We start from the raw sequence: 16,943 nt of genomic DNA on the forward strand, positions 1-16,943 counted from the left end.
GAGGACACCGCATGACCTTTTTTACCACCGAGGCCGAGGCATGATCGACACCCCACTCGCCCCCCAGGACCTCGGCCCCTCCAAGGGGCTCCACACCATCTCGCTTTTGAGCAGCGACGAGCGGCTCCAGGGTCGGCCCAAGCTCTGTAGCGACTGCGGGTTGTGCGACAGTGCGCTCAAGACGCGGATGTCCTCGGCCTGCCTTTTCGTGCGCAACCAGACCACCGAGATCGAGCAGCGCCTGCACGGTCGCACGCGCCGACCCGACGATGAGCTGCACTTCGGCATCCATCGTGCCCAGTATGCCGCCCGGATGCGCCACCCCAACCCCAAGGCCCAATGGACCGGCATCGTCACCGCGCTCGGCGCGCGTCTGCTCGAACAGGACCAGGTCGAGGCGGTCATCACCACGGGCGCTGCCCCGGGGACCAGGTTCAAGTCCGAGCCGGTCCTCGCGCGTACTCCGGCAGAGGTCCTCGCCACCGCCGGCAACAAGCCCTGTCTGTCGCCCACGCTGTGTCTGCTCGATCAGGTACGTGATCAGGGCATCCGGCGTCTGGCGGTCATCGGCACCAGCTGTCAGGTGCATATGTTGCGTGCACTCGAGCCCGAACTGGGGCTCGAAACGCTCTTTGTCATCGGCATCCCCTGTAGCGACAACGTCACCTATCCGGATCTGGAATATTTCCTGACCCAGGTCTCGCGCTCGCCCCAGACCATCGTGCACTACGAGTTCATGCAGGACTTCAGCCTCTGGATCCGCCACGAGGATGGGCGCAAGGAGCGCGTCAATTTCATCGACTTCCCGATGGACAAGCTGCATGGGATCTTCCCGTCGTCCTGTCTGTCCTGCTTCGACTATCCGAACGCCCTGGCCGACCTCACCATCGGCTACATGGGTGCAACGCTTGGTTGGCAATGGGTGCTCGTGCGCACCGCGCTCGGCGCTGAGCTGTTCGAACGGATCCGCCCCGAGCTGGAGCTCGGTGAACTGACCTCACGCGGTGACCGCAGACGCGGCATGCCGCACTATATCCAGCGACTGACCCAGCCGCCGGGGTCCAAGAGACCGCCGTTTCTGGTGCGCCAGCTCGTGGCCTACCTACAGCGCACCCGCGGCCCAAAGGGGCTCGAATTCGCACGCGCCATCATCGAGATGAAGCTCCTGCGCAATCTGAATTATGTCCGTAGCCAGTTTCCGCGCTTCGAGGCGCGGGTGGTGCCCGCGCATGTCTATCAGACGCTCGAACCCTATGCCGACAACTATCAGGCGGTCTTCGGGCGCCCCCTAGCCCCCCAAGCCGAGGTATGAGACTGATCCGCGGCCTGCACAATCTGCGCCCTACCGATCGCGGCTGTGTCGCGACCATCGGTAACTTCGACGGGGTGCACCTGGGGCACCGTGCGATCCTCCAGCGTCTGCTCGCCCGCGGGCGCGAGCTGGGTCTGTCGGCGACCGTGATCACCTTCGAGCCCCAACCGCTGGAGGTGTTTGCACCCGAATCGGCGCCAGCCCGGCTGACCTCTCTGCGCGAAAAGCTCCAGGCATTGCGTGCAAACAACATCGAGCGGGTGTTGGTTCTCGAGTTCGGCCCGAAGCTCGCAGCAATGTCGGCGCCTGAGTTCGTTGAGCGCCTGCTGATCGAGGGGCTCGGGGTGCGTTTTCTGCTGGTCGGCGACGATTTTCGCTTCGGACGGGGGCGTGCGGGCGATTTCGCGCTGCTGCGCGCGATGGGGCAGGCGGCCGCGGCGAAGGGGGCCGGATTCGCGGTCGAGGACCTGCACACCATCACCCAGGGCGCCGAGCGCATCAGCAGCACCCGGGTGCGCGAGGCCCTGGCGCGCGGCGATCTGGAGCAGGCACGACATCTGCTTGGACGGCCCTATTGCCTGGAAGGGCGGGTGGTGCATGGCGACAAGCGCGGGCGTGCGCTCGGTTTTCCGACGGCCAATATCGCGCTGCGGCGGCGTGTCAGCCCAGTGCGCGGGGTCTATGCGGTACGGGTGCGCGGACTCGGGCCGAACCCCTGGCCCGGAGTGGCCAATATCGGCACCCGCCCGACGCTCGCTGGAACCACCGCGCGTCTCGAGGTCCATCTGTTCGACTGCGACGACGTGCTCTATGGTCGGCACCTCGAGGTCGAGTTGGTACTGCGTCTGCGCGACGAACGGCGGTTTGACTCGGTCGAGGCGCTGCGGGCCCAGATTCGGCGCGATGTCGCGGCAGCGCGGGCCTTTCTTGAGTCTCAAGCATGGCTTGACCCCGGCTCGCCCCCACCGGAGGCCGCCGATCCCGACGCTTAAAAAAATCTACCCTCGACACCTAAAAAACTCGAGGGTCGTGCCGATTCTGATCTAGACTTTTGGATAATCCGATCGACTTTCACACCCGGGGGGACTGATGAGGTCAAGTACACGGGGGTTTGGATTGGTCGAGCTGATGGTCACCCTCAGCGTGGTGGTCATCCTGATGGCGGTCGCCGTCCCGAGCTTTCGCGACACCTTCATCCGCAACCGCCTGACCAGTCAGGTCAATACCTTCATGGCCGCACTTACTTACGCGCGCGCCGAGGCCATCCGCCGCGGCCAATCCGTCACCCTGTGTAAGAGCAGCGATGGTCAGAGCTGCACGAGCAGTGGCAAGAACTGGGAGATCGGTTGGATCGCCTTTGTCGATCGCGACTCCAATGGCACGCGCGCGACCGGCTCGACGAGCACCGAGACCCTGCTGCGCGCCTGGCCCGCCCTCCCTACGGGCTACACCCTAAGGCCCAATCAAAACTTCGACAACTTCCTGCGCTACACCCCGCGCGGAGAGGCCAACAATCTCGGCACCTTTGCCCTGTGTCACGACAACCAACGGGTCGGGGCCAAGGCGATCGTCATCACCCTTCTGCGCCCGCGGCTGGGACACGACAGCAACAACAACCGGATCCCCGAAAACGACTCCGGTGATATCGCGAGCTGTTTTACGTCATGAACAGGACATCTGGCTTTACCCTCATCGAGGTCTTGGTGGCCATCGTCGTGCTTGGGGCGGGGTTGTTGGGGCTAGCCGCACTCCAGGGTCAGGCGCTCAAGGCCAACTCCAGCGCCCTGCAGCGCAGTCAGGCGGTGATGCTCGCCTATTTCATGCTGGATGCCATGCGTGCCAACCCCACGGCGGCCAGGAATGGAGACTATGACCTGGGGACACCGGGGTCGCCTGACACCCCGCACTGTACGGCCCCAACCGCAAGCAACCTCGTCACCCGCGATCAGGCCGCCTGGTTGACCGCGCTCAAGACGAATCTCGGCAATGCCAATACCACCTGCGGGCTGATCGCCTGTAGTAGCGCCAGCTGCACCGTCAAGGTGTTTTGGGACGATAGCCGCGCCGGCGGTGCGAGTGCACAGGTCATCGAGGTCACGAGCCGCTTATGAACCCGCTGCGATTTTCAAACCACCGTCAGGCCGGGTTTAGCCTGGTCGAGCTGATGATCGCCTTGGTCCTGGGGCTTCTGGTCACAGGCGCGGTGATGGGGGTCTTTCTCTCCAACCAGCAGATCCAGCGTCAAAACGAGGGGCTGGCCCGGATGCAAGAGAGCGCCCGCTATGCCTTCGAGGTGCTGTCCCGCTCGATCCGCGAGGCCGGCGGGATCCCCTGCGGCTCAGGACTCAGGGTCTCAAACGTCCTCAATCCTCCCAGCCAGTGGTGGGCAGACTGGGCGAACAATACGATCCGGGGGTATGCAGGGGGCGATGCCACCTTCCCGCGGGCCTTCGGCACCGCGGCAGGCGACCGGGTCTCAGGGACCGAGGCCATCGTCGTTTTGAGCGGCACCGGTAGCGAGGGGCTCATCATCGTCGATCACAATGCCCCCGCCGCCGAGTTCAAGGTCAATACCACAGCGCACGGGATCGTGGATGGCGACATCTTGTTGGTGTGTGATTATGACCACGCGGCCATCTTACAGACCACCAACGCCAGCAGCAGCACTGTCACCATCGTCCATAACACCGGCACTTCCGGGGTCTCGCCGGGCAATTGCAGCAAGTATCTCGGCTGGCCGGTGCCCTCAACATGCGGAAGCTCCGGGCCGGGCTCCGATCCGCCCTCCTACACGTTTGAAAAAAACGGCTTTATCAGCAAGCTCCAAGCCACGGGCTGGTACATCGGTCATAACGGACGGGGCGGGCGCTCGCTCTATCGTCTGCGGCTCCAAAACAACAGCGGCAGCGCCTTGGCCTCGGCCGAGGAGGTCGCCGAGGGCATCACCGATTTACAGTTCCAGTATCTACGCCGGGTGGCTGGCGGCCTGGCCGATTCTTATGTCGCTGCAAGCTCGATCACCGACTGGTCGGAGGTCGTCGCGGTGCGACTGACCCTGATCACCCGCACCCTGGAGTCCGTGGGCACCGATCAGCAGCCGATCGAGCGGCAGTGGCCTACCGTCGTCACCCTCAGGAATCGCCAGCCATGAGCGCCGAAATCCCAGCGTCCATTCGCCATCAGGGCGGTGCGGCCCTGATCGTCGCCCTGCTCTTTTTGTTGCTTATCACCCTAATCGGGGTGACCGGGCAGCAGAATGTGGCCCTCGAGGAACGGATGAGCGCCACTGCCCAGGATCGCAACCTCGCCTTCCAGGCTGCCGAGTCGGCGCTGCGCCAGGCCGAGTCCGTCGCCGCGACCAAACCGACCCCAGGTTACACCGACGCGGACAATACCTGTCCCAGCAGCGCCATCAACAACTGTAGCTCCGGTGTCTGCCCACCGCCCGACAAAGACTGCCAGCCGCGCTGGCTCGCGTCCGGGTTTAACGGCTGGGCCAATGCCGCTGCAATGGGGATCGCCGGTACCCCGCAGTACTTCATCGAGTATCTGGGCGACACCTTCAACTGCAGCGACGGGGGTTCGAGCGACCCTAAGAATTGCAAACGCTATCGGGTCACCGCGCGCAGCAATCCGGGGGCAGAACGCGCCTCCGTGACACTGCAATCCATCTATGCGACGGATTAGAGGGCCTAAAACCATGACACCTTTCAGCCTCCGCCATTGGATCTCAGGGATCGCGAGCGCGACCCTGATGGGTCTTAGCCTGCTGGCAGGCGCAGTGACCATCCCCAATGTCCCACTGGGCGCCAGGGCGGCAGCCCCGCCCCTGACCCTACTCGTCGCCGCCAAGGATCATCGCCTCTTTTACGAAGCCTACAACGACGCCTCGGACATCGACGGCGATGGTACCCTGGATATCCGCTTCAAGCCCAGCATCACCTATTACGGGCTGTTCGACTCTAGTCTGTGCTACACCTATAGCGGCAGTGGCACGAGCGGGCTCTTCTCACCGAGCACGACGACCGCGGACGGCAAATGCTCGGGCGGGCGCTGGTCAGGCAACTGGCTCAATTATGTCACCACCAGCCGCATCGATGCCCTGCGCAAGGTGCTCTATGGCGGTCTGCGCGAGGTGGATTCCGCAACCCAGACCATCCTGCGCCGTGCCTATATCCCCCAGGATGCCCACTCCTGGGCCAAGGAATACACCAACGAGACCGTGGATGGCTACAGGATCAGCGACTACACCCCGCTCTCTCAACCCCAGTCGGGAAAACGCCACTTCTTCGGCAACCTCACCAACAATGCCGGCACCGATTGCGCGACCCTGAATACCTGCAGCGACCTCCCCCCCCTGTTGTCGGTGGTGACCAATAGCAGCAAGCGGGTGTGGGAATGGGCCTCCAAGGAGCGACCGGTGCTCGACAGTTCACATGGCGGGACCCGCACCGATTACACCGTGCGGGTCGAGGTCTGCACCAGCACCTTTCACGGCGGCTGCAAGCAATATCCCAATGGTTCCTGGAAGCCAGTCGGGCTCCTGCATGACTATGGGGAAGACGGCAGCATGCTCTTCGGTCTCCTGACCGGCAGTTACAACCGCAACCTGTCGGGCGGGGTGTTGCGCAAGGCGGTCTCGTCCTTTGCCTCCGAGGTCAATCCCACTACCGGTCAGTTCACGTCGACCAGCCCGATCGTCACCAGCTTCAACAAGCTGCGCATCCGCGATTACAACAATACCCGCACCGACAAGGCCTATCGCAGGGGTTGGCACACCACTGCCCCCATGAACGAGGGCCAGTTCGTCGACTGGGGCAACCCCTTGGCCGAGATGCTCTATGAGGGGCTGCGCTATTTCGCCGGCCGGGGGAGCGCGACCCCGGCCTTCGTGAGCCCCCTTTCCGGTGCCCCGACCGATACCGAGGTCGGTCTTGCGGTCGCGACCTGGGATGACCCCTATGCGGCAGGGAGCGCGGCTGGGGCCCATTATTGTGCCAAGCCGAGCCTGATGGCCATCTCGGACATCAATCTCTCTTTCGACTCGGATCAGGTGCCGGGGAGCTACTTTAACAGCGGTTTCAGCGGGGACCTCAGTGGGCTCAATGTCACCACCGAGTGCAACACCATCACCACCCATGAACCCGGGATCCTGGGGCCCCATTTCATCGGTCAATCGGGTACTACCGATGACCGGGCCCCGACCGCCAAGGAGGTCACCTCCCTGGCCCAGATCCGTGGTCTGGCCCCTGAGGAACCGACCAAGCAAGGGAGCTATTACTCGGCCGCGGTCGCCTATTTTGGCAAACGCAGCGACCTGCGCCCGGCGCTCACCGGCATGCAGTCGGTCGATTTCTATGCCGTGGCCCTGGCCTCGCCCCTGCCCAGGCTCGAGGCGAGACTTACGAACGGCAAGATCATCACCCTGGTGCCCTTTGCCAAGTCGGTCGGCGGTGCCAGTATCAACGCCGCCAAGGGTCAATTTCAGCCGACCAACCAGATCGTCGATCTCTATCTCGAAGAGATCGCCAACTCAGGGGCAGGGGATGTCAATCCCGCCATCAACGGCGGGCGCTATTACGCCAAGTTTCGCATCAACTACGAGGACGTCGAACAGGGCGCCGATCACGACATGGACGTGATCGCCGAATACACACTCACCGCCCAGGCCGACAACACCCTGCAGGTCAGGGTCAAGACCACCTATCAAGCCGGCAGTATCAAGCAGAACGTCGGCTATATCATCTCAGGGACCACCAAAGACGGCGTCTATCTGGTGGCCCAGGACGAAAATGTCTCTATCCCCTATTTCCTCAATGTCCCACCAGATCGCGACCCGGGGTATTGCGATGTCGCTACCCCGCCGGCGGACTGCAACACCCTGCCCTGTGCGACCGGTGCCTGTAGCACCAAGACCGAGAGCGTGCGCACCTTTAGCCCGGGTGCCTCGACGGCGACCCTCCTTAAGGACCCGCTGTGGTATGCCGCCAAATGGGGCGGGTTCCTCGACCGTAACGGCAACAACCGCCCGGACCTCACCCAGGAGTGGGATGCCGACAACGATGCTGTACCGGATACCTATTTCCTCGTTCATAACCCGTTGCGACTCAAGGAGACCCTGAGTCGCGCCCTGCAAAACATCCTGGATCGATCCGGGAGCTCGGGCAACATCACTGCCAATTCCACCCAGATCAGCAGCGACACCCAGATCTTCCAGGGTCTCTATAGCAGCGGGGATTGGTCCGGTGATCTGGTCGCCTATCCGATCACGAGCTCAGGCGTCGGGACCACCCCCAATTGGCGGGCCTCGGCAAGTCTCCCCAGTCCCGCGCAGCGGCGGATCTTCACCCGCTCGGGTGGGAGCGCGGTAGAGTTCCTGTGGGCCAATCTCTCCACTGCCGACAAAAACGCATTGGACAACACGAGCGCCCTGCTCGACTATCTGCGCGGGGTGCGTACCAACGAACAGCGGAATGGGGGCAGCTTCCGCAACCGTCGTCTCGATAACGTCCTGGGGGACATCGTGCACTCTTCGCCCTTCTATGTGAAGGACACCGCGACCGTCTATATCGGGGTCAACGATGGAATGCTGCATGCGTTCAATGCTGCCACCGGCACTGAGCTCTTCGCCTACATCCCGAGTGCGGTGATCCCGCGCCTTAAGAATCTGGCCTTACCCGGATACAGCCATGACTACTTCGTCGATGGCGACGTTACCGTCTCTAGCCGCAGTCTCACCGACGGGACGAACTATCTGGTGGCGACGCTCGGGCGCGGTGGCAAGGGGTTATTCGGCCTGGATGTCACAGATCCGGCCAACTTTGGAACGGGCCAGGTCAAGTGGGAGTGCTTTGTGACCGGCGGGACGGTCTCGGCCTGTAACGGCAACAATGACCTGGGCTTCATGCTCGGGCGTCCGGTGATCGCCAAGATGAACGATGGCAACTGGGCGGTGATCCTCGGCAATGGTTACAACTCAGTGAGTGGCAAGGCCGTGCTCTTTGTCTTCAGGCTCAACGACGGCGCCCTGCTCAAGAAGATCGACACTGGCGTCGCCGGTGACAATGGGCTCGCCAGCCCAGGCATCTGGGACGAGGATGACGATGGCGACATCGATGCCATCTATGCCGGCGACCTCAAGGGCAACGTCTGGAAGTTCGATGTCAGCAAATCCAATCCCAATCAGTGGGATGTCGCATTCAAATCCGGGGGTACGCCGCAGCCCTTCTTTACCGCCAAGGATCCCTCGGACAACCCACAACCCATCACGGCCCAGATCACGATCGCGATCAATACCAGATCCGGGAGCATCCATTACGGCAAGCGCTATGTCTTCTTTGGGACCGGAAGCTATTTCCGAAGCGGCGATCCAACCGACACCCAGACGCAGAGCTGGTATGGGTTGATCGATGAGGGCGCCCAGATCTCCGGGCGATCCGAACTCAGAGAAGGTTCGATTGAACAAGAAGGGACCTTCGCTGACCGGGCGGTGCGGACCTTCAGCGCCGCGGCGGACAACAACATGACGGACAAAAAGGGCTGGTACATCGACTTTACCACCCAGATGGGTGAGCGCATCGTCACCTCATCCAAGCTGGAGACCATCGCGCGCCGCAAGATCCTGATGGCAAGCTCGATCATCCCCGAGGATGACCCCTGCCAGCCGGGTGGGCGCGGCTATATCAACCAAATCGACCCCTTCACCGGCGGGAGGATCAGCGCCGGACTCATGGATGTCAATGAAAATAGCGATTTCAGTGACGACAAATTGAACAATGTCTTCATCGGGGGGGTCGGCATCAGCGAGGGGATGCCCGGTGAGCCGAGTCTGGTGGGCAATCGGATCGTCGTCGGGCTGTCTAGCGGTGGAACCGATTCGATCAACTCTCCAAGCGGCAGTGTAACGGTCGGACGTCAATCCTGGCGAGAGATCGTGACGGAGTAGGCCGTAAACAACCCTCGACTGAAGTCGAAGGCTTTATTGTAAGACGCAGCAAACATGGTTGACCGCATCCCCAACATTGGGCGTGTTTACAGCCGCCCTTGGCAGCGGGGCCCCGCTGCCAATCCGGGCCAGGTTTCGACTGGCGTTGCAGTCGGCGTGCGCCCGGAGACCACACTTGTCGCACACGAAACGATGCTTGACGCGCCGACCCAACGCCCCGCAGCAAGAACACGTCTGGCTGGTGTAGGCCGGATTGACGTATTCGACCGCGATTCCGGCAGCCTTGGCCTTGTATTCGACAAAGGTCTGAAGTTGCCGGAAAGCCCAGCGATGCAGTCTCGCTCTCACGCGCTTGCCAGCCCGGATGCGGTCGCGGATATGGCACAAGTCTTCCATCACGATCTTGGAAGCACCAATGCGCCGCGCTTCGGCAACGATCGCTTTGCTCGTTTCGTGGTTGATGTGCGTCACACGTCGCCGCTCTTTGCCAGAGACCTGCCGCAGCTTCTGTTTGGCGCTTTGGCTGCCGTTGGACTGCAAACGACGACGAAGGGCAAGGTGGCAGTTGCGCTTGTGGCGCAGTTGCCCGCCGCCCCATACCTTGCCCGTGCTGGTGGCAGCGAGATTGTTTTCTCCGACATCCACGCCCATGACGGGGCTGGATGCAATGGGGTCCGCATCGTCGGACTCGACGACGAGGTTGAAATACCAGCGACCCTTGCGACAAACCAACTCGGCTTCTTTGGCCTTGCCCGAGGCCATGATGCGGCGCTGATGCTCTCCAAGCACCATCGGGACGGCGATGCGGCCAGAAAGGGTGTAGAGACTCAGGCACTCCCCTTTAATGGAGTACGTTCGCTTGTCGAAATGGACACTGGCGCGGTCGAAGTGCACTACAGGTGCGGGCTCGTCCTTCTTGATGCGACCGAGTTCCTTTTGCGCCTTGTAGGACTTACAGACCGAGAAGATGGCGTTGCAGACCATTTGCGAGCCCAGCGGTGTTTCCTCGCGCAGCCGGGCATAGGCCAACTGGTGCAGCGCCACGCGGTTCCAGCAGCGATGTTCGATCACCGTCGGCACCAAGCGGTTGCAGGCATCGGCATAAGCCGATTGCAGAGCCCCCAAGGCCGCCACTTGGTCCGGGCGAACATTCAGGCGAATCGAGGCGGTGCGCAGCATGGGTTATCGCCGCTTGGTGACGTGTTCGGATCGTTCGATGTAGCGCCGGATCGTCTCGGCGCTGACGTTACCTGCCGTGCCGACATAGTAGGAGGGCGACCACAGATGCCCGTCCAAAAGGCGGTTCTTGAGCCACGGAAACCGCTGAAACAGCTTGCGCGCCGTTGTCCCTTTCAGGATTTTTACGGCATCGGCCACAGCAAGGGCTGGCGGGATGCTGACAAACAGGTGGACGTGATCGGGCTGAATCTCTTTGGAGATCATCGGCCAGCCGCGCTCCGCGCAAATCGCATCCAGCATCGCCCCCATTTCCTCTGCCACCAGTCCCGTTAGTATATCATGCCGATACTTCGGACACCAGATCACATGGTATGCCGTTTGATAGACGCAGTTCCTGTTGGTTACTATGTCAACCATGTGGTGTATTATACACCACATGGCGCGCTTCGCGCACCCGCCATTCCTCCCGCGACTCAAGTCGCGGGTTTCCTTGCGGAGGGTCTATGAAGAGCAAAGGCTTTACCCTGATCGAACTGATGATCGCGGTGGCGATCGTCGGCATCCTGGCCGCGATCGCCTACCCCTCCTATCAGGCGCATGTGATCAAGTCGCGGCGCGCCACGGCCCAGGGCTGCCTCCTGGAGCTGGCCCAGTTCATGGAGCGTTATTACACGACCAACATGAGCTATGCCGGCGCCACCCTGCCGGCGGGGACCCAGTGCCAGACCGACCTCCAGGGGCACTATACCTTTGGCTTCTCGGGCACCCCGAACGCCACCAGCTATACCCTCCAGGCGACGGCCCAGGGGCTCCAGGCGGATCGAGATGCCAACTGTACCCCCCTGACCATCAATCAGGCAGGCGCCAAGACCCCCACCACCAACGACTGTTGGAAGAAATAACCTGCGGGGCGGCGAGAAGCCGCCCCAGTCTTTCAGTCGTAGATCAGCTCCGACCAGCGCCCCTCTTCGACCAGCCGCTGTTTGAGTTCCTTCCATTCGGACTCGGATCCGGCCTGCCTGGCCATGACCCGGTCGAACACCTGGGTGATCTTGCTCAGACCGGCGAGGAAGACAGAGGTGTTCGGCTCGCGCATCAGACGCCAGGCCTCGGCGGCGTGCTCGGTCAGACCCTGTTCCAGCGCCTGGGAAGAGGTCATCAGTGGCCGGGTGCCTAAGGCGCGAAAGGCACGGAAGGTCTTCTCGTCATAGTAATTCGCGAGGTCGCTCGTCTCGTCGTTGGCATACATCAGGTCCAGACCGCTGTGACCGCCGTAGAAGAGCCGCACCTGACCCTTCCAGTCACCGCGCCGCTCGTAGATGAGCTGGGCGAAGGCGCGGAAGGGCGCGACCCCGGTACCGGTGCTGATCATGAGCAGGTTGGCCCGGTTGTCGAGCGGCATACGGAATGGGCTGAGATAAGGACCGCTGATGGTGATCTGGTCGCCTGGCTTGGCGTCGCACAGATAATTGGAGGCCACGCCCGGATAGCGCTCGCCGCTGACCTCGTCAATGTAGAAGCAGCGCCGCACCAGGATATCCAGATGCATCCCGCCGCCGATCGGGACGTTGCGTGCATTGGCGATCGAGTAGCGACGCACGTGCATCGCGTTGCCAAATTCATGCGGTCCCGGCACCAGGACCCCGATGCTCTGGCCCTCGACAAACTGGAAGGCCGGATCCAGCACCTCGAGCGTGATATGACGCACCTCGTCGGTGGTCTCGGGCGTGATGCGCTGGCTGGCCTTGATGACAGCCGGGGCGGTGGGGCCGATGTATTTGATGTCTTGTTGACTCATCCAGTCACTCCTTCACTTCGGCGACCACGGGTCGCGAGGGGGTACATTGATGTGATCGAGAGGAACGCCAACCGAGCAGCTTGGTGCGAATCAGCAAACATGATTGGAGGTGCACGACCCCTGACTGCACGAGCAACCGCCGCCCGAATCGCGGAAGGGACCGAGCTGCGGATGCCGGGCCTGAAAGCGGGCATAGAGCTGCTGGACCCCGACCCAGCCGGCGAGCACCAGGAAGACGACCAGGGGCGAAAGCAGGACCTCAACCATGTCCACCCCCCAGCCCGGCGAAGCCCATGAAGGCCAGCGACAGCAACCCGGCCAGCATCAGACTCAGGGCCGCGCCCTGACTGACATCCGGCACCCGGGCCAGGGCCAGCTTTTCGCGCAGACCGGCCATCAGCATCAGCGCTAGGGTAAAGCCCGCGCCCGCGCCCAGGGCATAGACCAGGCTCTGCACGAAATCGTACTCCTTGGCGGTCTGGAACAGGGCCAGACCCAGGATGGCGCAGTTGGTGGTGATGAGTGGCAGGAAGATGCCGAGCGAGCGAAACAGCGCCGGACTGGTCTTCTTGACGAACATCTCGACCAGTTGCACCGCCGAGGCGATCACGGCGATGTAGCAGATCAGACGCAAGAACTCCAACCCGAGCTGGGTCAAGAGCCAGTTGATGCCATAGGCCGAGGCCGAGCTGACCAACATCACGAACATCGTCGCCAGACCCATGTTCCAGGCCGTCTCCTTCTTGGCCGAGACGCCGAGGAAGGGACAGATGCCGAGAAACAGCGCCAGCACGAAGTTGTTGACGATGGCGGCGTTGAGAAAGATCAGCGGCAGGGGTTCAGCGTGCATCGGCGAGCACTCCAGTCGATTGCTTGGCACGGCGCTCCAGGCGCAGACGCCGCCAGTTGAACAGCAAGAGCCAGGCGCCGAGCACGAAGAAACCGCCCGGCGGCAGGATCATCACCAACCAGGGCTGGAAATCCGGTCCAAAGAGTGGGATACCGAGCAAGGTGCCCTGCCCCAGGATCTCGCGCACCGTCCCGAGCGCCAGCAGCGCCAGGGTGAAACCAACGCCCGTGCCCAGACTATTGACGATGGTCGGCAGCACCCGCTGCTTAGAGGCATAGGACTCGGCGCGGCCCAGGATCACGCAGTTGACCACGATGAGCTGGATGAAGGCACCGAGCGCGGAATAGAGCTCCAGGCTGATGGCCTGGATCGCGTAATCCACCAGGGTCACGAAGGTGGCGATGATGACGATGTAGCTGGCGATGCGCACCTGCTTGGGGATCCAGTGACGCAGCAGCGAGACCAGGATGCCGGAGAAGACCAACACAAAGGTGGTCGATAGCCCCATACCGAGCGCGTTTATGGTGGAGTTGGTGACCGCGAGCGTCGGGCACATACCCAGCAGCATCACGAACACCGGATTCTCTTTCCACAGACCACGGATGAAGGTGTCCGCCGTCAGGGTCTCTTCCTGCGTCAACAGCGGCGTGCTTGCCGTCGGCTTGGCGCCATCTTGGTTGGCCTCGGCCATGTCTCGATCTCCTCGCTCAGTTCGGTTGCGTCAGCTTGGCCAGATCGCGCTGGATCGCCGGTGCAGCGCGCTGCGCGGCCTGATTGGCCGCCTTGCCCATCGCCCGCGAGGAGATGGTCGCACCTGTGATGGCGTCGATCTGCCACGGCTCGGTCTTGGTGCCGTGCTTGACGGTGACGATCGCGTTGGCCAGGGCCGTACCCTCGTCATTCAGACGCGCGTCCAGGGCCTCGAAGTTCTTGAGAAACGCGGGGTCGAAGTCCAGCTTGTCACCAAAACCGGGCGTCTCGTTGGACTTGAGCACTTTGCTGCCGACGAGGCACTGACAACCGGGGTCATAGGCAAACATCACCTGCACAGGTCCGGCGTAGCCGCTGCCAGTGCCCAGGATCGCGACGGCCTTGAGTTGTCCGTCGGCATCGTAGGCGGCATAGACGGGATCACCGCTCGCACCGCTGTCGGCCGCCTCCAAGCGCCCTTCCGGGGTCACAACGAAATCGCGCTTGGAGACGGCCCCCGGTACCATCTGGAATACCCGCCGCTCGGTGAGAAGGCGTTGCTTGTCAGCGATCATCGGTTGGCTGAGCTGATCGGCCAGCACCACCAGCAACCCCGAGATCGTGGCGATCGTCCCGAGCGTGCGCAGCATAGGCCAGACCGGGGTGGGGGCTGGTGGGGTCTGAAGCTCGACGTGCATCGTCTGTCCGTCCTGAAAGGCTTGTTGATCCGACCTATTTGGCGCCATAGACGCGCGGCTGGGTCCAGCGCGAGATCAGCGGACCCATGGCATTGCCGAGCAGGATGGCGTACATCACCCCCTCGGGCAGTCCGCCGAAGATCCGGATCACCACCGTCAGGGCACCGATGACGAGTCCATAGATCCACATCCCAGTCGCCGTCACCGGCGAGGCCACCATGTCGCTGGCCATGAACCAGGCGCCCAGCATCAGCCCACCCGAGCAGAGCACAAACCCGGGGCTCGGATAGAGGCTCGGGTCGAGCCACCAGAACGGCAGGGCGGTGAGTGCCGCGCCGGCCATGACGCCGACCGGGATGCGCCAGTCGAGCATCCGCTGCCAGGCCAGCCACAGACCACAGATCAGGATCAAGAGCGCCGAGGTCTCGCCCGCCGAGCCGGCGGTCATACCGGTGAAGGCGTCCAGGATCGGGGTCTCGAGATGCTGGAACTTCTGGAGCGCCAAGGGTGTGGCCCCGCTCCAGCCATCTAGATTCAGACCGGCGACCCAGGCATCGACCGGGATCGGCTGCATGAAGGGTGGGGTCAGGGTCGAGGGGATGAGCTCGGTGAAACGCCCGGGCGCAAAGGCCGGGGTCCAGGTGGTGATGGCCACCGGAAAGGCGGCCTGCACGAAGGCACGCCCGACCAAGGCCGGGTTCATCACGTTGTAGCCCAGGCCGCCGAACAGCGCCTTGCCGAGCGCGATGCCGATACAGGCGGCCACCGCCGCCATCCACAGTGGAAAGCCGGGCGGCAGGGTCAGACCCAGCAGCAGTCCGGTGATGACCGCCGACCAATCGGCGATCGTGTTGCCCCGACCGCTGGCACGAGAGAGCCACCACTCGGTCAGGACCGCAACCCCGGTCGTGGTCGAAAGCAGCAACAGGGCGCTCAGCCCGAACTGCCAGACCGCGAAGGCCGCGATCGGCAGCAGCGCCAGCACCACGGTGCGCATGATCCGATCGACCGTCACCACCCGCTTGAGATGCGGTGAGGTGCGGATCTCGATGCCTCTAGACATGTTTTTAGTGGTCAGTGATTAGTGGTCAGTGATTAGTGGTCAGTGATCGCTGGCGCCGATCGCGATTGATCGACTTGGCGATGCGGAAATACTGGGTGAGCGGGATGTTGGACGGGCAGACGAAGGCGCAGCAACCGCACTCGAAGCATTGGTCGAGATGGAACTGCTCGGCCATGATGCCGTACTCGCGCGCCGCCGCCAGCTCACCGAGCAGCGCGGGATTGAGCGAGACCGGGCAGGCCCTGAGACACTCGCCGCACTTGATGCAGGGATAGACCGTCCGCTGGGCGAGCGCCGGGTCTTGTGGTTCGAGGGCCACCACGCCCGAGACCGATTTCGTCACCGGCACATCCAGCGACGCCACCGCCATGCCCATCATGGGGCCACCCAGGATCACCTCGCCCAGCGCGCCCTTAATTCCGACCTGATCGAGCAGAAAGCGCACCGGGGTGCCGATCGGTACCAGGAAGTTGCCCGGGTTCTTGACCGCCGGCCCGCTGACCGTGACCACGCGCTCGATCAGCCCCTGCCCCTTGGGGACGAGCTCGCCCATCTGTGCCAAAGTGCCGACGTTGAACACGGCTACCCCGACATCTGCCGGCAATCCCCCGATCGGTACCTCGACGCCGAGCAGGGCGGTGATGAGCATCTTCTCGGCCCCCTGCGGATACTTGGTCTGGACCGCCTCGACCCTGATCGGCAGGGAGGTGGGAATCCGCGCCCGCAGCTGGCTCAGGGCATCGAGCTTGTTGTCCTCGACCCCGATGATGGCCCGTTCGGCGCCCGTGGCCTTCAGCGCGATCCGGATCCCCCGGATCAGGGCTTCGGTCTGCTCCAGCATGATGCGATGGTCGCAGGTGAGATAGGGCTCACACTCACAGCCGTTGACCAGCAGGGTGTGGATCACTCGCCCGGGCGGCGGCTGCAGCTTGACGTGACTCGGGAAGGCGCCACCGCCGAGTCCGACCAGACCCGCGTCCTGGACCGCCTGGATGATCTCCTGGGCGCTCATGTGGTCGATATCGTGCTCGGTGCCATAGAGCACCTGCTGGCTGGCAGCAGGATAGACCTTGAGGAAGAGCGCTAGCGCCTTGGGACCCTCGGCGGTCGGCGCCAGCCCGATGGCGCGGATCACGCCGGTCGCTGGGGCATGCAGGGGCACAGAGACGAATTGATCGGCCACTGCAATCGGTTCGCCGCGCACGACCTCCTGTCCGACCTTGACGATCGGCACCGAGGGGCGACCCTTGTGCTGCTGCAAGTGAATGATCAACTCGTCGGCAAAGGGCAGACGGCGGATCGGCTTGTGCGCCGTAAGCTCTTTGTGCTCGAGCGGATAGATGCCGTGCGCGAAGGTCTTGTGAGCCCCGATGAGCCGTCTGAACCCCAGACCGATCCGCTGCATCAG

At 63.0% G+C, this 16,943-nt stretch carries 17 protein-coding genes; 8 read left to right on the top strand and 9 right to left on the bottom strand.

The genetic code is table 11. The features are described from left to right. The first annotated feature begins 40 nt into the window (after positions 1-40). From E6P07_RS07490 to E6P07_RS07520, 7 genes are all read left to right on the top strand, one after another. Positions 41-1,312 (top strand): Coenzyme F420 hydrogenase/dehydrogenase, beta subunit C-terminal domain, encoded by a 1,272-nt coding sequence (locus E6P07_RS07490; RefSeq protein WP_153975031.1) that lies wholly within the window; start codon positions 41-43, stop codon positions 1,310-1,312. Beyond that, positions 1,309-2,304, top strand: coding sequence for a bifunctional riboflavin kinase/FAD synthetase (ribF, locus tag E6P07_RS07495; RefSeq protein WP_153975032.1), 996 nt, complete (start codon positions 1,309-1,311; stop codon positions 2,302-2,304). Before E6P07_RS07490 ends, ribF begins: the two co-directional genes overlap by 4 nt. A 97-nt stretch (positions 2,305-2,401) precedes the next feature. Next, complete coding sequence (locus E6P07_RS07500) at positions 2,402-2,980, top strand: GspH/FimT family pseudopilin (RefSeq protein WP_153976174.1); 579 nt, start codon at positions 2,402-2,404, stop codon at positions 2,978-2,980. Beyond that, complete coding sequence (pilV, locus tag E6P07_RS07505) at positions 2,977-3,423, top strand: type IV pilus modification protein PilV (protein WP_153975033.1); 447 nt, start codon at positions 2,977-2,979, stop codon at positions 3,421-3,423. The genes E6P07_RS07500 and pilV overlap by 4 nt, the downstream gene beginning before the upstream one ends. Further along, on the top strand, positions 3,420-4,463 hold the full coding sequence (locus E6P07_RS07510) for a PilW family protein (RefSeq protein WP_153975034.1): 1,044 nt from the start codon (positions 3,420-3,422) through the stop codon (positions 4,461-4,463). The genes pilV and E6P07_RS07510 overlap by 4 nt, the downstream gene beginning before the upstream one ends. After that, complete coding sequence (locus tag E6P07_RS07515) at positions 4,460-4,999, top strand: pilus assembly PilX family protein (protein ID WP_153975035.1); 540 nt, start codon at positions 4,460-4,462, stop codon at positions 4,997-4,999. Before E6P07_RS07510 ends, E6P07_RS07515 begins: the two co-directional genes overlap by 4 nt. A gap of 13 nt (positions 5,000-5,012) precedes the next feature. Beyond that, positions 5,013-9,257, top strand: a complete 4,245-nt coding sequence (locus E6P07_RS07520) for a pilus assembly protein (protein ID WP_246172780.1) — start codon at positions 5,013-5,015, stop codon at positions 9,255-9,257. 33 nt (positions 9,258-9,290) lie between these two features. On the opposite strand, the gene E6P07_RS07525 is transcribed toward E6P07_RS07520, so the two are convergent. Together E6P07_RS07525 and tnpA are read right to left on the bottom strand one after the other, a co-directional pair. Continuing rightward, the gene (locus E6P07_RS07525) at positions 9,291-10,436 is read right to left on the bottom strand and encodes an RNA-guided endonuclease InsQ/TnpB family protein (RefSeq protein WP_153975036.1); all 1,146 of its coding nucleotides are present in this window, start codon (positions 10,434-10,436) and stop codon (positions 9,291-9,293) included. 3 nt (positions 10,437-10,439) lie between these two features. Further along, positions 10,440-10,853 carry an IS200/IS605 family transposase gene (gene tnpA / locus E6P07_RS07530; protein ID WP_153975037.1) on the bottom strand — a complete coding sequence of 138 codons (414 nt, stop codon included), beginning with the start codon at positions 10,851-10,853 and terminating at the stop codon, positions 10,440-10,442. A gap of 86 nt (positions 10,854-10,939) precedes the next feature. Here tnpA and E6P07_RS07535 point away from each other — a divergent pair, with 86 nt between their 5' ends. Continuing rightward, on the top strand, positions 10,940-11,338 hold the full coding sequence (locus E6P07_RS07535; protein WP_153975038.1) for a type IV pilin protein: 399 nt from the start codon (positions 10,940-10,942) through the stop codon (positions 11,336-11,338). A gap of 32 nt (positions 11,339-11,370) precedes the next feature. Here the strand turns inward: E6P07_RS07535 and E6P07_RS07540 are convergent, their stop codons facing one another. The 7 genes from E6P07_RS07540 to rsxC all read right to left on the bottom strand — a co-directional run bounded on the left by E6P07_RS07540 (position 11,371) and on the right by rsxC (position 16,940). Continuing rightward, on the bottom strand, positions 11,371-12,234 hold the full coding sequence (locus tag E6P07_RS07540) for a ferredoxin reductase domain-containing protein (RefSeq protein WP_153975039.1): 864 nt from the start codon (positions 12,232-12,234) through the stop codon (positions 11,371-11,373). A gap of 90 nt (positions 12,235-12,324) precedes the next feature. Further along, positions 12,325-12,501 (bottom strand): hypothetical protein, encoded by a 177-nt coding sequence (locus E6P07_RS13645; RefSeq protein ID WP_170286792.1) that lies wholly within the window; start codon positions 12,499-12,501, stop codon positions 12,325-12,327. After that, on the bottom strand, positions 12,494-13,084 hold the full coding sequence (locus E6P07_RS07545; protein ID WP_153975040.1) for an electron transport complex protein RnfA: 591 nt from the start codon (positions 13,082-13,084) through the stop codon (positions 12,494-12,496). The genes E6P07_RS13645 and E6P07_RS07545 overlap by 8 nt, the downstream gene beginning before the upstream one ends. Next, complete coding sequence (gene rsxE / locus E6P07_RS07550; protein WP_153975041.1) at positions 13,074-13,775, bottom strand: electron transport complex subunit RsxE; 702 nt, start codon at positions 13,773-13,775, stop codon at positions 13,074-13,076. Before rsxE ends, E6P07_RS07545 begins: the two co-directional genes overlap by 11 nt. A gap of 16 nt (positions 13,776-13,791) precedes the next feature. Then, positions 13,792-14,472 carry an RnfABCDGE type electron transport complex subunit G gene (locus tag E6P07_RS07555; RefSeq protein ID WP_153975042.1) on the bottom strand — a complete coding sequence of 227 codons (681 nt, stop codon included), beginning with the start codon at positions 14,470-14,472 and terminating at the stop codon, positions 13,792-13,794. 34 nt (positions 14,473-14,506) lie between these two features. Continuing rightward, the gene (locus E6P07_RS07560) at positions 14,507-15,535 is read right to left on the bottom strand and encodes an RnfABCDGE type electron transport complex subunit D (RefSeq protein ID WP_153975043.1); all 1,029 of its coding nucleotides are present in this window, start codon (positions 15,533-15,535) and stop codon (positions 14,507-14,509) included. A gap of 25 nt (positions 15,536-15,560) precedes the next feature. Beyond that, positions 15,561-16,940 carry an electron transport complex subunit RsxC gene (gene rsxC / locus E6P07_RS07565; protein ID WP_153976176.1) on the bottom strand — a complete coding sequence of 460 codons (1,380 nt, stop codon included), beginning with the start codon at positions 16,938-16,940 and terminating at the stop codon, positions 15,561-15,563. Positions 16,941-16,943 lie beyond the last annotated feature (3 nt).

It is taken from the genome of Thermochromatium tepidum ATCC 43061, assembly GCF_009664085.1.
Classification (GTDB): Bacteria; Pseudomonadota; Gammaproteobacteria; order Chromatiales; family Chromatiaceae; genus Thermochromatium; species Thermochromatium tepidum.

Bases quoted from the DNA above. Each gene is read 5' to 3' on its own strand.
- E6P07_RS07490 (WP_153975031.1), top strand. From the start codon at position 41: ATGATCGACACCCCACTCGCCCCCCAGGACCTCGGCCCCTCCAAGGGG.
- ribF (WP_153975032.1), top strand. From the start codon at position 1,309: ATGAGACTGATCCGCGGCCTGCACAATCTGCGCCCTACCGATCGCGGC.
- E6P07_RS07500 (WP_153976174.1), top strand. From the start codon at position 2,402: ATGAGGTCAAGTACACGGGGGTTTGGATTGGTCGAGCTGATGGTCACC.
- pilV (WP_153975033.1), top strand. From the start codon at position 2,977: ATGAACAGGACATCTGGCTTTACCCTCATCGAGGTCTTGGTGGCCATC.
- E6P07_RS07510 (WP_153975034.1), top strand. From the start codon at position 3,420: ATGAACCCGCTGCGATTTTCAAACCACCGTCAGGCCGGGTTTAGCCTG.
- E6P07_RS07515 (WP_153975035.1), top strand. From the start codon at position 4,460: ATGAGCGCCGAAATCCCAGCGTCCATTCGCCATCAGGGCGGTGCGGCC.
- E6P07_RS07520 (WP_246172780.1), top strand. From the start codon at position 5,013: ATGACACCTTTCAGCCTCCGCCATTGGATCTCAGGGATCGCGAGCGCG.
- E6P07_RS07525 (WP_153975036.1), bottom strand. From the start codon at position 10,436: ATGCTGCGCACCGCCTCGATTCGCCTGAATGTTCGCCCGGACCAAGTG.
- tnpA (WP_153975037.1), bottom strand. From the start codon at position 10,853: ATGGTTGACATAGTAACCAACAGGAACTGCGTCTATCAAACGGCATAC.
- E6P07_RS07535 (WP_153975038.1), top strand. From the start codon at position 10,940: ATGAAGAGCAAAGGCTTTACCCTGATCGAACTGATGATCGCGGTGGCG.
- E6P07_RS07540 (WP_153975039.1), bottom strand. From the start codon at position 12,234: ATGAGTCAACAAGACATCAAATACATCGGCCCCACCGCCCCGGCTGTC.
- E6P07_RS13645 (WP_170286792.1), bottom strand. From the start codon at position 12,501: ATGGTTGAGGTCCTGCTTTCGCCCCTGGTCGTCTTCCTGGTGCTCGCC.
- E6P07_RS07545 (WP_153975040.1), bottom strand. From the start codon at position 13,084: ATGCACGCTGAACCCCTGCCGCTGATCTTTCTCAACGCCGCCATCGTC.
- rsxE (WP_153975041.1), bottom strand. From the start codon at position 13,775: ATGGCCGAGGCCAACCAAGATGGCGCCAAGCCGACGGCAAGCACGCCG.
- E6P07_RS07555 (WP_153975042.1), bottom strand. From the start codon at position 14,472: ATGCACGTCGAGCTTCAGACCCCACCAGCCCCCACCCCGGTCTGGCCT.
- E6P07_RS07560 (WP_153975043.1), bottom strand. From the start codon at position 15,535: ATGTCTAGAGGCATCGAGATCCGCACCTCACCGCATCTCAAGCGGGTG.
- rsxC (WP_153976176.1), bottom strand. From the start codon at position 16,940: ATGCAGCGGATCGGTCTGGGGTTCAGACGGCTCATCGGGGCTCACAAG.